This is a genomic window from Yoonia sp. 208BN28-4 (assembly GCF_037543925.1).
In the GTDB taxonomy this organism is placed as follows: domain Bacteria; phylum Pseudomonadota; class Alphaproteobacteria; order Rhodobacterales; family Rhodobacteraceae; genus Yoonia.
This window is the reverse complement of sequence record NZ_JBBIFY010000001.1, coordinates 42,525-55,488: the sequence shown is the minus strand read 5'-3', so window position 1 is coordinate 55,488 and position 12,964 is coordinate 42,525. Positions and strand designations below refer to the sequence as shown.

13 protein-coding genes are annotated in these 12,964 nt (G+C 60.9%); 5 read left to right on the top strand and 8 right to left on the bottom strand.

What is annotated here, in order from left to right:
- Genes V8J84_RS00275 through V8J84_RS00260 form a run of 4 tightly spaced genes read left to right on the top strand, consistent with a single transcriptional unit; the run spans position 1 to position 2,028 of the window.
- A complete protein-coding gene (locus V8J84_RS00275) occupies positions 1 to 450 on the top strand; it encodes a hypothetical protein (protein WP_339927486.1) in 450 nt (149 codons plus the stop codon).
- On the top strand, positions 450 to 1,022 hold the full coding sequence (locus V8J84_RS00270) for a hypothetical protein (RefSeq protein WP_339927484.1): 573 nt from the start codon (positions 450 to 452) through the stop codon (positions 1,020 to 1,022). The genes V8J84_RS00275 and V8J84_RS00270 overlap by 1 nt, the downstream gene beginning before the upstream one ends.
- Positions 1,019 to 1,573: an SCO family protein gene (locus V8J84_RS00265; protein ID WP_339927482.1), complete on the top strand. Its 555-nt coding sequence runs from the start codon at positions 1,019 to 1,021 to the stop codon at positions 1,571 to 1,573. Before V8J84_RS00270 ends, V8J84_RS00265 begins: the two co-directional genes overlap by 4 nt.
- Positions 1,573 to 2,028, top strand: a complete 456-nt coding sequence (locus V8J84_RS00260) for a rhodanese-like domain-containing protein (protein WP_339927480.1) — start codon at positions 1,573 to 1,575, stop codon at positions 2,026 to 2,028. Before V8J84_RS00265 ends, V8J84_RS00260 begins: the two co-directional genes overlap by 1 nt.
- On the opposite strand, the gene mdoH is transcribed toward V8J84_RS00260, so the two are convergent.
- The 8 genes from mdoH to V8J84_RS00220 all read right to left on the bottom strand — a co-directional run bounded on the left by mdoH (position 2,029) and on the right by V8J84_RS00220 (position 12,396).
- The gene (mdoH, locus tag V8J84_RS00255) at positions 2,029 to 3,930 is read right to left on the bottom strand and encodes a glucans biosynthesis glucosyltransferase MdoH (RefSeq protein ID WP_339927478.1); all 1,902 of its coding nucleotides are present in this window, start codon (positions 3,928 to 3,930) and stop codon (positions 2,029 to 2,031) included. It lies immediately after the preceding gene.
- A complete protein-coding gene (locus tag V8J84_RS00250; protein WP_339927476.1) occupies positions 3,918 to 5,429 on the bottom strand; it encodes a glucan biosynthesis protein in 1,512 nt (503 codons plus the stop codon). Before V8J84_RS00250 ends, mdoH begins: the two co-directional genes overlap by 13 nt.
- Entirely contained in the window at positions 5,426 to 6,619 is a 1,194-nt protein-coding gene (locus V8J84_RS00245) for an OpgC family protein (protein ID WP_339927474.1), read from the bottom strand. The genes V8J84_RS00250 and V8J84_RS00245 overlap by 4 nt, the downstream gene beginning before the upstream one ends.
- Before the next feature lie 29 nt (positions 6,620 to 6,648).
- Positions 6,649 to 8,022, bottom strand: coding sequence for a tetratricopeptide repeat protein (locus tag V8J84_RS00240; RefSeq protein WP_339927472.1), 1,374 nt, complete (start codon positions 8,020 to 8,022; stop codon positions 6,649 to 6,651).
- 140 nt (positions 8,023 to 8,162) lie between these two features.
- Positions 8,163 to 9,362 carry a CaiB/BaiF CoA transferase family protein gene (locus V8J84_RS00235; protein WP_339927470.1) on the bottom strand — a complete coding sequence of 400 codons (1,200 nt, stop codon included), beginning with the start codon at positions 9,360 to 9,362 and terminating at the stop codon, positions 8,163 to 8,165.
- Positions 9,346 to 10,956 (bottom strand): thiamine pyrophosphate-binding protein, encoded by a 1,611-nt coding sequence (locus tag V8J84_RS00230; protein ID WP_339927469.1) that lies wholly within the window; start codon positions 10,954 to 10,956, stop codon positions 9,346 to 9,348. Before V8J84_RS00230 ends, V8J84_RS00235 begins: the two co-directional genes overlap by 17 nt.
- A 31-nt stretch (positions 10,957 to 10,987) precedes the next feature.
- On the bottom strand, positions 10,988 to 11,452 hold the full coding sequence (locus V8J84_RS00225; RefSeq protein ID WP_339927468.1) for a DUF302 domain-containing protein: 465 nt from the start codon (positions 11,450 to 11,452) through the stop codon (positions 10,988 to 10,990).
- A gap of 89 nt (positions 11,453 to 11,541) precedes the next feature.
- Positions 11,542 to 12,396, bottom strand: a complete 855-nt coding sequence (locus tag V8J84_RS00220; RefSeq protein WP_339927466.1) for a DMT family transporter — start codon at positions 12,394 to 12,396, stop codon at positions 11,542 to 11,544.
- A gap of 102 nt (positions 12,397 to 12,498) precedes the next feature.
- Here V8J84_RS00220 and V8J84_RS00215 point away from each other — a divergent pair, with 102 nt between their 5' ends.
- Positions 12,499 to 12,960, top strand: coding sequence for a tellurite resistance TerB family protein (locus V8J84_RS00215; protein WP_339927464.1), 462 nt, complete (start codon positions 12,499 to 12,501; stop codon positions 12,958 to 12,960).
- The last annotated feature ends 4 nt before the right edge of the window (positions 12,961 to 12,964 follow it).

The window sequence follows — 12,964 nt, the reverse complement described above, 5'->3', positions numbered from 1 at the left end:
ATGCGACCAATGACATTCGCGCTGGGCTTGGCGGTGCTGACCTCGCCGGCCTATGCCACCGAAGGCGAACGGATCACCGTAACCGGTGAGATTATCGACACATGGTGCTATTTCTCTGGCGTGATGGGCGGGCCTGACGCGGTTGTCGGATCGGCGCACCACACCTGCGCGCTGTGGTGTTCGGCGGGTGGCATTCCCGTGGGCCTTCTGGCCGAGGATGGCACGGTTTATATGGTTCTCAAGATCGAAGGTGACGCTGGCAGCGCGGGTGGCACAACGCAGTTGAAACTGGCGTCCCACACGGTCGAGGCCGATGGCATGCTCTACCAGCGTGACGGGTTGAATTATTTGGTCGTGGAAAGCGTGGTCAGCGATCTGGACATCACCAACAACAATGCCGCTGACTACGGCCCGATCCCGCCGTTTGCCGTGCCAGAGGGGGATCGCTGATGTTTCGTTCACTTGCTTTGCTGGCGTTGATCGCCAGCCCCGCCGATGCACAAGATATCGACTTTGAAACCGGGTCAGAGGCGCGCAGCTGGAACCTCTATGCCGAATATCCCGCCACGTTCGAGGCGACGGTGGTGGATATCCTGTGCGAACTGACAGGCGATTGTGTTGATAACTGCGGCGATGGTGCCCGCCAGTTGGGCCTGTTGCGCACCGTCGATGATGTGCTGGTTTTTCCCAACAAAAACAGCCAGCCCGCCTTTACCGGTGCCGCGCAGGAACTGTTGCCGTACTGCGGGCAACTGGTCGATGTGGACGGGCTGGAGCTTTATGACGACGACCTTGGCGCGTTCAACATCTACCTTGTCCAAAAAATCCGCGCCGCTGGCACCGAGGAATGGACCACGGCCAATAGTTGGACCAAAGACTGGGCCGAGGCCAATCCCGATGCCGCAGGATCTGGCCCGTGGTTCCGCCGCGATCCGCGCGTGCTGGCTGAAATCGCAGAGGAAGGCTATTTCGGCTTGGGGCTTGAGGCAGACGAAGAGATCAAGGCAGACCTCTGGCCATGATCCGCGCAGCATTTTCGATGTGTCTGGCCACGCCTGCCGTTGCCGAGACGCCTGCGTTCCTACAGGCGGTTGGCGGCGACTTTGCCCTGACCGATCAAACAGGTGCCACCCGCACGCAAGCCAGCCCCGACGGCACAGCGCAACTGCTGTTCTTTGGTTACGCAAACTGCAAGCAAATCTGCTCGTCCGTGTTGCCGCAAATGGCCGATGTAGTTGACGATCTGGCCCGCGACGGCGTGGCCGTGACACCGATGATGATCACAGTGGACGAGACGGTGGATACCGTCGCAACCCTTGGTCCAGCCTTGCGGGAATACCATCCCGATTTCGTGGGCTTGACCGGATCGCAAACCGAATTGCAGGTCGCCTATGATGCCTTCCAGATCGAAAAAGAACATCTGTTTGACGATCCCGAATACGGGCCTGTCTATGCGCACGGCAGTTTCTTGTATCTGATGGATAGCGCGGGTGCCGTGCTGACAATCATTCCGCCCGTTTTGACGGATGATGAGATCACAACGATCATCGCCAATTATGTGGAGCCTGCCTGATGCGCCGCCGCACGATGCTATTGGGTGTGCTGGCCGTTGGTGCCGCAGGCTTTGTCGCGGCTGACGGGCAAAACCTGTTTTACGCCGCCATCACCGAGGATTTTCCCGGTGGTGTGCTGACTGTGCAAGAGGCGCATAGCAAGGCCGTTGCTGGTGATATCACGCTGGTTGATATCCGCCGCCCTGATGAATGGGCCTCAACCGGATCGGGTGAAGGGGCGCACCGCGTTGACCTGCGCCGCGACGATTTCACGGATGCTATCGCCGCCCTTGTCGATGGCAATCGTGACGCGCCCATCGCGCTGATCTGTGCGCGTGGCGTGCGCTCGGCGCGGGAAAGCAATCGCCTGCAAGAGGCGGGTTTTACTAATATCATTGACGTGCCCGAAGGGATGTTGGGATCGCGTGCAGGGCCGGGCTGGATCGACAGCGGGCTGCCTTTGGTGCGGGGCTAATTACTCGGCGGCGATGCGTTCAGGGCTGGCCAGTAGGGCCGCAAACCGTTCCCGCTCGCGCATCGCGTCGCGGATAATCGCGGGCGTGTTCAGGTGCTCCGGCGTGCCCATCTGCCGTCCTTTCCAACCGCGTGATCCAAGGTTCACACCTGACAGCGCCGATAGCGGCACCGCCAGCGTCAAGCTTGCGGCAATCGGCAAAAGCCAGAGCGTCACTAGCCCCATCACCATGCCAACAGTCATTGCAAGACCGATTACCGTTTCAACGCTGTGAAATTTCATCATGGTCAACAAGCTATAGCGCCCGCCGCTGCGTTGTTGCGGCGACCATTTCTCTTGCACGCCAATGGCGCTGCGCATGACGGCAATCGACTGCTGCACCATCAGCACAGGTGCATAGGCAATCGACAGTGCAATTTCGGCCAGCAAGGACGCCGCGAACTGCCCCACGCCGCCCACGTCTGCCATGCGGATCCCCGCGCGGCGGGCGGCAAAGGCCCCCATGATCTTGGGCGCCAGCAGCATCGCGTACATGAAGGCGAGGATCGACAGCGCGTTGCCCGTCGTCATCTCGGGCCAGCTGACCTGCGGATCAAAGCCAGCGAAATAGACCAGCGCGTTCGTCTGCTCTCCGTTGCCGATCAGCGCCCAGACCAGCAGGAGCGCGAACCACGCGGGCGACATCAGATAGCCCATCGCGCCCGATACCAGATGAAAGCGCGAGACGGCGTGAAACCCGCGCGACCGCAGCAGGCCAAGGTGTTGCAGGTTGCCCTGACACCAGCGCCTGTCGCGCAGCACGTAATCAATCAGCGTTTGCGGCACCTCTTCATAGCTGCCCTCGATTTGGGGTAGGAACCGCACGGACCAGCCCGCGCGGCGCAGCAAGCCAGCCTCGACGAAATCGTGGCTGAGGATCAAGCGCCCTTGATCCGATTTGGCACCACGACGCGACCGCATGCGGGGCAGGCCGGCACAGGCTGCAAAGGCGTTTGCGCGGATAATCGCGTTATGCCCCCAGTAGTTACCCTCTCGGTCTGTCCATTGCGCCAGACCTTCGGCCAAGGCATGGCCATAGATACGGTTGGAAAACTGCTGCACGCGGCCAAAGATCGACTGTGCACCAAAAAGCGTCGGAAAGGATTGGATCAGGCCCGCGGACGGATCACGCGCCAGTGCATCGGTCAGCGCCACAATGGCACGCCCGCTCATCAAACTGTCGGCGTCCAGCACCAGCATCGCATCATTCGCACCACCCCAGCGTTCAACCCAATCGGCCAGATTGCCGACCTTGCGATCCGTGTTGTCCGCGCGTCTGCGATAATACACCTGCGCGCCTGCGGGGAAGTTAGCGGCCAGATCGCCGTAGGCCCGCCACTCTTGCGCTGCGATGGCGTCGTCACGGGTATCTGACAGGATAAACAAGGCGAAGCGATGCGGCGTATCTTCGGCATCAAGTGCCGCCAGCATCGCGGCGGCGTTGCCAAAAACATCCACCGGATTTTCATTATAGACGGGGACAAGCAGCGCCACGTCCATCGGCGCGACAGGCCCGCCCGCGTCCTTGGGACGCGACAGGTAGAGCGTGGCGATCCCCATCACAGCCGTGCTCACCGACAGGGCGATCCAGAAAAATGTGAAGGCGATCAGGCCGATCACGACCCCTTCAAAGGCCGAAAACCCGTCCATCGCGAACCAGTCTGTGAAGGCCGCGATCAGAGCCAATGTGGCAGTCACCGCAGGCAGGAACGTGGCATAGCGCCAGATACGTGTCGTGCTGCGCGCCCGCGCCAAAGGGGCTTTATCGCCCGCATAGTCCTGATCCAGCGCCTGAATAGGGCGGGACAGCGGCGCCACAGGTGGCATCGCGCTGGGCATCTGGGCTTGGGTTACGCCGTCCATCTGTAAAGCCAGACCTCACTGATGGGGGTGTCATCGACGAAAAGCTGGGCGCGCAGTTCAACACTGGTGGCGTCCTCTGGCAGCAGCGAAAAGGCAAAGCGGATACCACCGGTGCCCGGATTGCGTTGCAGGATGCCACCCGACACGGTGCCGGCACTGCCAGTGACAACGGTTTGCACGGTAATCAGATCATCAGGGATCGCAGGGTGATCGGCAAAATCAATCGCGCAGACCGTCTTGATCTGGTCAAACCCTTTGCCAATGCGCGTGTTGGTGACGTGTGTCACGTCAGGCAGGCCATCGGGGTTATCACCCCATGCCATATGATAGGTGAAACGGTGTTCGCTGCCTGTCATCAGGGCCGCGCGGGGCCGCCAATAGGCCACGATGTTGTCGTAGATTTCCTTGTCGGCAGGAATTTCGATCAATTCTACAGCACCAGCGCCCCAGCCTTCGTGCGGGGTGATCCACAGCGACGGGCGCGCCTCGTAATGCGCCTCAAGATCGGCGTAAGCCTCGGCCTTCCGGTCGCGCTGCATCAGGCCAAAGCCGCGCGGGTTCTCATCGCCAAACGCGCTGACCTCGACCCCTTTGGGGTTGGCAAGGGGCCGCCAGATCCGTTCGTTGTTTCCGTTCCAGATCAGCAACCCTTCGCTGTCATGCACGGCAGGGCGGAAATCATCGAAACGGTGGCGGTTCGTTTCGTCGAAAAAGAACATGGACGTCAGCGGCGCAATCCCCACATGGGTCAGGTCCACGCGCGGGAACACGGTCATCTCGACCTCGACCTGCGTGGTGTCACCGGGCGTGATTGCAAAGCGGTAAGCACCGGTTGAGGACGGCCCATCCAGCAGCGCATGCACGATGAAGGTGGTGGCGTCGGGGGCGGGGGCCTCGATCCAGAACTTGGTGAAGTCGGGGAATTCCTCACCGCCCGGATCGGCAGTGCGCAGGGCAAGGCCGCGGGCGGACAAGCCATAGGTTTGCCCATTTGCGATGGCGCGGAAATAGGACGCGCCTTGGAATACCATGAACTCTTCGAAGATCTCAGGGCTATTCAGCCCCGCGCGCAGGCGGAAGCCGGAGTATCCCATCCGGTCATCGACAGGCAGATCAGGAAACTGATCGGTTTTGTCGAACAGATCAAAATCATAGCCAAGGGTCTTGGCGGTGCCATCCTCAACGATGTTGATTTGCACAGGGCGCGGCACATAAAGGCCCGCTGTGAACAGATCGACCTTCACCGGCTTGTCTTCATCCACCCAGATCGCGTTGCGGGCGTCGAACCAGATGTGACCAAATTCGTCATAGGTCAGGTTCAGCCACTCTTCGGGGATCAGCGGGACAGGTGTGTAGTCGGCCTGCGCCAGCGCGCGCGCCTCTTCCAGCACCATGTCGGGCGAAAAGGGCATTTCCGCCGCGATCAGGCGGGTCTGCGCAAAGGCAGGGGCGGCGATGCTGGCACCAAGGCCAGCCAGAAGGGCGCGACGTGAAATCATCCGGTTGCAGACTTTCTCCAGGGTTGGCCTTTGAACCAGGCCGCAGTGTAGGCGCAGACGATCAACAGCGCGAATCCAATGAGGTTCACGGCGACAACTGTCCAAGTATCGCGCCCGATCTGGTCCATCGTAAAGCCCGACAGGCGGGCAAGCGCCATCGAGAACACAAACACGGCAAGGGATTGCTGACCGACTTTCGTGATCATCGCGACGATATTCTGCCAGACGCGGCCAATGGTATTGCGCCCCTGCGGCAGCAGCCGGTGCCCGCCGTCACCTGCGATGACATAGGCCAGATAGGCGAGACCCAGAAAATGCACGTAGCGCAGGATGCCAAAGTCGCTCTTTGTAATCCACATACGGTTGTCGGTGCGCCACTGGTTTGTGCCGTCAAAGCCCAATTCGCGTGCACCGACGTTGGACAAGGGGATGTTGCCCAGCACGATCACCAGCGCGAGGATCGTTAGCGCCCAGTTGACCGGCGGGCGGGGCAGCCACCCGCGCACGAAAGCGAAGCCGGTGAAGAAAATCAGTTGCCACGCGAACGGATTGAAGAACCACGCACGCTCCGACCACGGCTCTGCGGGGAGGGAGATCGCGATGCGGTCAATCCCAAGTGTCGCAAGGATATCCTCTTGCGCCAGAAACCAGATGCCGATGCAGGCGATGATGGCAAGGATCGGATCAACCCGTGCCAGCGCCATCACCAGCGGCATCATCAGCAGGATGCCGATATACATGGGCAGGATATCGAAATAGTTGGGCACGTAGGTCAGTGTGAGCAGCCCCACAATCTGTGGGCCGGGGTCACTACGGAAACGGCCAAGGTTCAGCTGGCCGATGTAGTCCGTTTCAAAATCGCCAGCCATGTTGATAGCAAACAGCATCGCGACGATGAACATGAACAGACAGATGTGCGCCCAATAAACCTGCCAGCAGCGAAACAGCACCCGCGCCGTGCCAAGCAACCATCCGCGCCTGTCATAGCTGCCGCCAAATGCAATCGCCGATGCCATGCCGGAGCAGAATACAAAAATCTCGGTCGCGTCGGAAAAGCCGAAGCGGGCAGGAATCCAGCTTGTAAAGAAATTGCCCGGCGTGTGTGCGCACAGGATGATGAACATCGCGATCCCGCGATAGAAATCGAGCCTTGGGTCGCGGACGCGCTGGGATGGGCTGGCAGCAAGCATATAAGGTATTCCGTCTGGTCTGCGACGGCTTATTGCGCGGGGATGCCAGCGGCGCAAGCGGCGGCGCGGCCTTGATCAATCAGGTGGCGGCGTGCAGCGGCATAGCCGTCTTCACGACCTGCACGCAACGCTGTGCGCTGGGCCAAAATCGCTTCGGCCTCGTCCAGAAATCCGGCGCGGATCCCGCTGTCGATGGTCAGGCGTTCAAACACATCGCGCTGGGCGTGACTGCCGCCCGCGTTTTGCATCGCAGTGCGGGCGTTGGACAGGTTGATGAATGCCTTGTCAAACTCCGCCTCGCCGAAGGCCTCCAGCCCCGCAGCGGCAGACAGGCCAGGGTGTTTCATCGCTTTTTGCACATTGGTCTTGTTGGTTTGTGCGTCGCGGTGCAGGCGGCCCATCATTTGCGTGATCGCCGCGTCGCGATTGTCGCCCACAAGTGCCAGCATGTAATGCAGATCGGCAAAGATCAGGCAGCCATCTTCGGTCCGGTTTGCGCTCAGATCGGCAAGCTCCTCCCAACGGTGGCCTACGTCAACGCCGTCCAGCTCAAGCCGTGACAACAGCGAGGTTGCGTTGGAAATGTCGCGATAATCATCGGTTTTGTCGGCGCGAATTTCGCGGTCATACAGATCAAGCACCACGTCCTGCTGCCCCAGATCAAGGTGCATCAGCGCCTTGTGCCACCAGACGTGATAACGGAAATTGTTGCAATGCGCCCAAGCGTTTTCGCGCCCCGTCAGCCATTTGATCCCGCCAGCGGCATCGGCTGTCATATCGTGGACATGGGCCACTGCGTGCAGGCCCCAGGCATCATCAGGGGCGATCAACATGCCCTCGCGACCCACAGATTGGGCGCGGGCGTAATCGCCTGTTTCTTCTAGCGCAAAAGCATAGCAGCCCATCAGGTATCCGCGGGCGGCGTGGTCTGGCGCGTAGGCGGGCATCACCCGCTCGATCATTGCGCGCATCCCTGCGCTGTCACCCAGCACAAAGCGGGTCGCGTGATCCAGTTTCATCGCCAGCGCATCCGTGGGATCGGCGGCAAGAACAGCCTCAAAATGGCTCAGCGCGCTGCGGGGATTGCCATCCAGCCAATGACCCAGCGCATCGACAAAATGCTGTTCGCGGGCGCAGATCGGTGTCGCAGCGGCGCTGGATTTAGCAGTGGCAAAGGCCTCTTGCGCCGTGGCCAGCAATTCGCGGCGGCCCAGCAGCACGTAGAACATGCCTTTGACCGCGTGGCCCAGCGCAAAGTCAGGCGCTGCCGTCAGCGCCGCGCCCAAGTGTTCGGGGGTGGCAGCACTGTGGGCCAGAAACGCCATCTGGCATTTGTTCCAGCTGTCCAACGCGGCCGGATCGGTCAGGGTGGTCGGCTGGGCAAAAATGTCTTGCATGGTCATAGCGTAGCGTCCTTTGGCACGGGCGGGCTGTGTCACCCGGTCGCCTTCGACATACCTACGAATCGCGGCTTTGCCTTGTCACAGGTCCGTGATTGACGCGCCTGTCAGGTATGTTTCAGTTTGGCTTTTTATACCTGATTTCAGGGCTTTGACCGCAGACGGGCCAGCACATCGGCGGTGTCCTGCCCAAAGCGCGGCGGCGCATGACGATAGGTCACCGGCGTCTTTGACAGCTTCAGCGGATTACCGATGACGCGGACATGGCCGTCTGCCACATCATCACGCGGGATCGTGGCGATCATATCGCGGGCGGCCACCTGATCAGAGCCGAACACCTGATCGAGCGTCTGCACCGGCCCCACCGGCACCTTTACCGCCTCAAGTCCCGCGATGATGGAGTCCATCGGGTGCGCGGCCAGCAGCGGGACAAGCTGTGCGATCAAAGCGTCACGGTTTTCAAGTCTTGCCGGGTTCGTGGCAAAACGGGGGTCAGTCGCAAGTTCATCCGCGCCCAGAAACCCGCAGAACCGTGCAAACTGGCTGTCGTTGCCAACGGCCACGATCACATGCCCATCGGCACAGGCAAACACCTGATACGGCACGATATTCGGGTGCCCGTTACCGCGCCGTTTCGGCTTGGCACCTGTTGTCAGGTGGCTCACGCCTTCGTTGATCAGCCATGCGATCTGGCTGTCGACAAGGGCGATGTCGATATGCTGGCCTTCACCGGTTTTATCGCGGTGGCGCAGGGCGGCAAGGATGCCGACGGTCGCGTACATGCCACACATCACATCCGCGATGCCCACGCCGGTTTTCATCGGCTCGCCGTCCGGCTCTCCGGTCAGGGACATGATCCCGCCATAGCCTTGGGCCATCAGATCGTAGCCCGGTTTCGCGCTGTTGGGGCCGGTCTGCCCGTAGCCCGAGATCGACGCGTAAACCAGCGATGGATCAGCGGCCAGCATGGTGTCCGCGTCCAGCCCGTATTTGGCCAACCCACCGGGTTTGAAGTTCTCGATCATCACGTCACACTGTGCCGCAAGGGCGCGGATCGTGTCCTGTCCCTCGGCTGTGGTGATGTCGACGGCGACGGATAATTTATTGCGGTTGGCGCACATGAAATAGGCGGAAAGATCGGTTTGTATGCCGTCTGTGTCTGCGATGAACGGCGGCCCCCAAGTGCGGGTATCGTCGCCGCCTGTGCCGGGGTTTTCGATCTTGATGACCTCTGCCCCCAGATCGCCTAGCAGCTGCGTGCAGGTTGGCCCCGCCAGAATGCGGCTTAGGTCCAGCACGCGCAGTCCGTCCAATGCGCCCGCCATATCAGATACGCCCGTCATAGGACTGCCGGTCAATCACGGCGGCAATCAGGGTGAAAGTGTCGGCCTTTTGCGCATCGGCAAGCGCGGCTGTCAGGTCGTTACGCGACGTGACAGTGGCGCCGTTGCCCCCAAAGGCGCGGGCGATCGCGGCATAGTCGTGGCCCATGAAATCAACGCCGCTGTTATCCATCTGGCGCTGGCGCTGTTTCAGCTCGATCAGGGCGAGGGATTGGTCAACGAACACCACGAAGATGGCGTTGTGGCCCTGCTCTGCCGCTGTGGATAACTCCCCCGCAACCATGAGGAAGCCCGCGTCGCCTGAAAAGCTGACGACCGTGCGGTCAGGTGCTGCGATTTTCGCGCCAATCGCCAGCGGAACAGCGCAACCCATCGTGCAAAGGCCCGACGATTGCAGCAGCGTGCGCGGGGCGTCGCAGGTCCACATTTGCGACAACAGGATCCGGTGCGCGCCGCTATCTACGGTAGCAATCGCGTCAGCGGGCAGGGCGTCGCGGCAGGCGGCGATCACGCCGGATGGGCCCCAGACATCATCCTGCGGGAAGGCTTTGGAAAGCAAGTTTTTCGTCTGTGCGGGCTCGTCGCCCACCCATGTTTTGCGCGGCGCTGCGGTAGAAAACGCATCCAGCGTGGCGCCGGTATCGGCGATAAAGCTGAGCGTCGCCTGATGCATAAAGTGGTGGTTCGGGGCCGCGGTGATGTCGATCACGTTCACCTCTGCAGCGTCCCAGATATTCTGCCAACCGGGGCGCATTTCGATGGGGTCATAGCCTGCGCAGATCACCAGATCGGCCTTGCGGATCAGCGGCAGCAGATGGGTATCAGCCAGCGGTGACAACCCCGCGCCACCAAGGGAAAGTGGGTAGCTTTCGGGGATCACACCCTTGGCCTTGTAGGTGGTAATGACAGGCACGTTGTAGCGTTCGGCAAAAGCCTGCACCTGCGCAGCGGCATCATCTTTCAGCACATCCAGCCCGACGATCATCACGGGCCTATCTGCCTGCGCGATCCAGCTTTGGGCCGTCGCAAGATCGTCACCTGCAGGAACCACAGGGCTCGCCACCGCGCGGCGTGCCGGTGCGGGGGCGGCTGGTGCATCGGCGACAGAGATCGGCACGTCGATATGCACGGGGCCGGATCGACCTTCGGTTGCGATGCCCAGCGCCTTTTCCACGATGATGCCAGCGGCCTTGGCATCCAGCGTGAACGTGGCTTTCGTGATCGGGGCGAAAACGGCGCGATGATCCAGCACTTGGTGGGTGTAGCTTTGCGCATCATGCGCATCGACGCAGCCTGTCAGCACAATCAGCGGCACGCGGTCCTGCTCGGCGTTTGCGACGACGTTCACACCGTTCATCGCACCCGGCCCGACGGTGGCAACCATAATCGCGGGGGCGCTATCCATATGATGCGCCCCTTCGGCCATAAAGCCGGCGGCGTTTTCGTGCCGTGTCAGGATAAACTTGATTCCCGCCTTTTCCAGCGCGTCGATTAGCGTCAGCACCTCTCCACCGGGCATGCCAAAAGCGTGGCGACATCCGGCATCATAAAGGCGGCGGGCCAGAACATCGGCGGCGCGAAGGGCTTCGGTCATCTTGGTATCCTAAATTCCGGTCAGGTCAGGGTTAGCGTGCCGCTTCGGCAATCGCCAGAAAAATGGCATCCAGTTCGGCAGCAGCAGCGGCCAGATCATCGCCACCTTCGGTCATGTAGGGCGCAAAGACAAAGCTGGGCGTTTTGTAGGACAGCGCTGCAGCACCTGCATCGTCCTCTGTCAGATAAAGCCGGATGGGGGCCTCGATCATCGCGGCGGTGGACAGGTTCAGGATACGCACGGCAAAGACGTTGTTGAAAACGCCCATGACGCGATTGTTGGGGATGGTGATGCCGCGGTTGGTGGCGGCACCTGTTGGGCCTGCTTGCGTCACCACGGCCATGCCGTTTGCACGCACGGCGGCGCGCGTATCTTCAAGCAGCACATCAAAGGGCTTGTCACTTTGCATGACGACCCAACCGTCGCGGGGCTGAATGGATTGGGCGGCGGCCATCGCGCCCCAGATCATCAGGGCTATCGTCAGGAGAATGCGCATCTGGTGTCCTTATGGCTTTGGCGCGGACCATCGCCGCAAAGCCCTGTGCGGTAAACTCACGTTTGCGCCAAAAGTGTTACCGGATGCCCCTAGCGGCCACGCCCGGCGAACCAGACCGATGCCACACCAGCCACAGCAATCACGACCAGCCCGATCAGGCTTAGCCCATCGGGAAAGTCGCCAAACACAACCAATCCCAACACCATTGCCACCAAAAGCTGGCTGTAGATCAGCGGCGCGATGACACCGGCGGGTGTGGTGCGGCTGACGTTCACCAGAATGAAGTTACCGCCCGCAGAACCAAGTGCCGAAATAGCCAGCAATCCTGCCACAGCCCATGTCAGCGGTGGCAGGCTGCCCAACGCCATTGGCGCAAGGATCACCGCACCGATGGCCAGTTGCGAGAATAACAAAAACCGTGGTCTGTAATCGCCTGCCAGCCAGCGCGTTGTGACAAGATAGGACCCGTGCAAACAGCCCGCCAAGACGGCAAAACCCATGCCTGCTGTCATCCCGAACCCCGGCTTCACGACCAATAGCACGCCCGCAAAGCTGACCATCAACAGCGCCGTGCGGGCAAACGAAATCCGTTCTCCTAGCACCAGTGCTGACAGGAAGTAGGCCACGACCGGCCCGATAAAGAACCCGCCAAAGACGTTCGCCATAGGCTCTGTCTTGAGCGCGGTGAGGATGCAGGCAATCGCAACTGAAATGAGCGCCGCCCGCAGAATGACAGGCCAGCGGATCAGCATCGGCATCTCGGCCCGTTGCAATCCGCAAAACGGCGCGATGACGACCACGGCCACGGAAAACCGCGCCCATGCCACGAAATAAGCACTGAAGCCTTGGCCTGTCAGCACCTTGCCCGCAGCGTCACCGCCTACGATGCAAGTCATTGCCAACACAACAAGGCCGATCAGGGATGTGGGGTATTTCTGCTGCATTGTGCAAGCGTTACGCGTGCCGCCTTTGCTTAGCAAGCCAAAGGGGTGGCGTGTGCGGGGCGGTCTGCGTAAGCTGCTGCAAAACAAACAGGAAGTCAGGCTATGTTTGAAGGTATCCTTTCGCTTTTTCGTGGCACGGCCACTCCGTCAGAAACCCCGCTGCCGCCAGCGGACGTGCAGCACGCGCTGGGCGCTTTGCTGATCCGCGCCGCCAAGGCCGATCACGCCTATCTGTTCGAAGAGATCGACCAGATCGATGATGTGCTTGCCGCGCGCTATGACTTGAACCCGGTCGAGGCCGCCAAACTGCGCGCATCTTGTGAAAAACTGGAAGAGGCAATGCCGGACACCGCCGAATTGGCGGGCATCCTGCACGACGCCATTGACCCCGTTGAACGCGAAGCCACCGTGGCCGCCATGTGGTCTGTCGTTTTCGCCGACGGGATCGAGGAGGAGGAGGAAGACAAACTGCTCCACGAGGTCGAGGCGATCCTTGGTGTATCTCCCGACGTGAGCAAACGGCTCCACGATCAGGCGATGAACGCGCGGCAACGCGGCAGCTAGGATA

Coding starts and splice junctions, on each gene's coding strand:
- V8J84_RS00250 (WP_339927476.1), bottom strand. CDS start 5,429: ATGATTTCACGTCGCGCCCTTCTGGCTGGCCTTGGTGCCAGCATCGCC.
- V8J84_RS00225 (WP_339927468.1), bottom strand. CDS start 11,452: ATGCGCATTCTCCTGACGATAGCCCTGATGATCTGGGGCGCGATGGCC.
- V8J84_RS00260 (WP_339927480.1), top strand. CDS start 1,573: ATGCGCCGCCGCACGATGCTATTGGGTGTGCTGGCCGTTGGTGCCGCA.
- V8J84_RS00240 (WP_339927472.1), bottom strand. CDS start 8,022: ATGACCATGCAAGACATTTTTGCCCAGCCGACCACCCTGACCGATCCG.
- V8J84_RS00270 (WP_339927484.1), top strand. CDS start 450: ATGTTTCGTTCACTTGCTTTGCTGGCGTTGATCGCCAGCCCCGCCGAT.
- V8J84_RS00235 (WP_339927470.1), bottom strand. CDS start 9,362: ATGACGGGCGTATCTGATATGGCGGGCGCATTGGACGGACTGCGCGTG.
- V8J84_RS00230 (WP_339927469.1), bottom strand. CDS start 10,956: ATGACCGAAGCCCTTCGCGCCGCCGATGTTCTGGCCCGCCGCCTTTAT.
- V8J84_RS00275 (WP_339927486.1), top strand. CDS start 1: ATGCGACCAATGACATTCGCGCTGGGCTTGGCGGTGCTGACCTCGCCG.
- V8J84_RS00245 (WP_339927474.1), bottom strand. CDS start 6,619: ATGCTTGCTGCCAGCCCATCCCAGCGCGTCCGCGACCCAAGGCTCGAT.
- V8J84_RS00220 (WP_339927466.1), bottom strand. CDS start 12,396: ATGCAGCAGAAATACCCCACATCCCTGATCGGCCTTGTTGTGTTGGCA.
- V8J84_RS00265 (WP_339927482.1), top strand. CDS start 1,019: ATGATCCGCGCAGCATTTTCGATGTGTCTGGCCACGCCTGCCGTTGCC.
- V8J84_RS00215 (WP_339927464.1), top strand. CDS start 12,499: ATGTTTGAAGGTATCCTTTCGCTTTTTCGTGGCACGGCCACTCCGTCA.
- mdoH (WP_339927478.1), bottom strand. CDS start 3,930: ATGGACGGCGTAACCCAAGCCCAGATGCCCAGCGCGATGCCACCTGTG.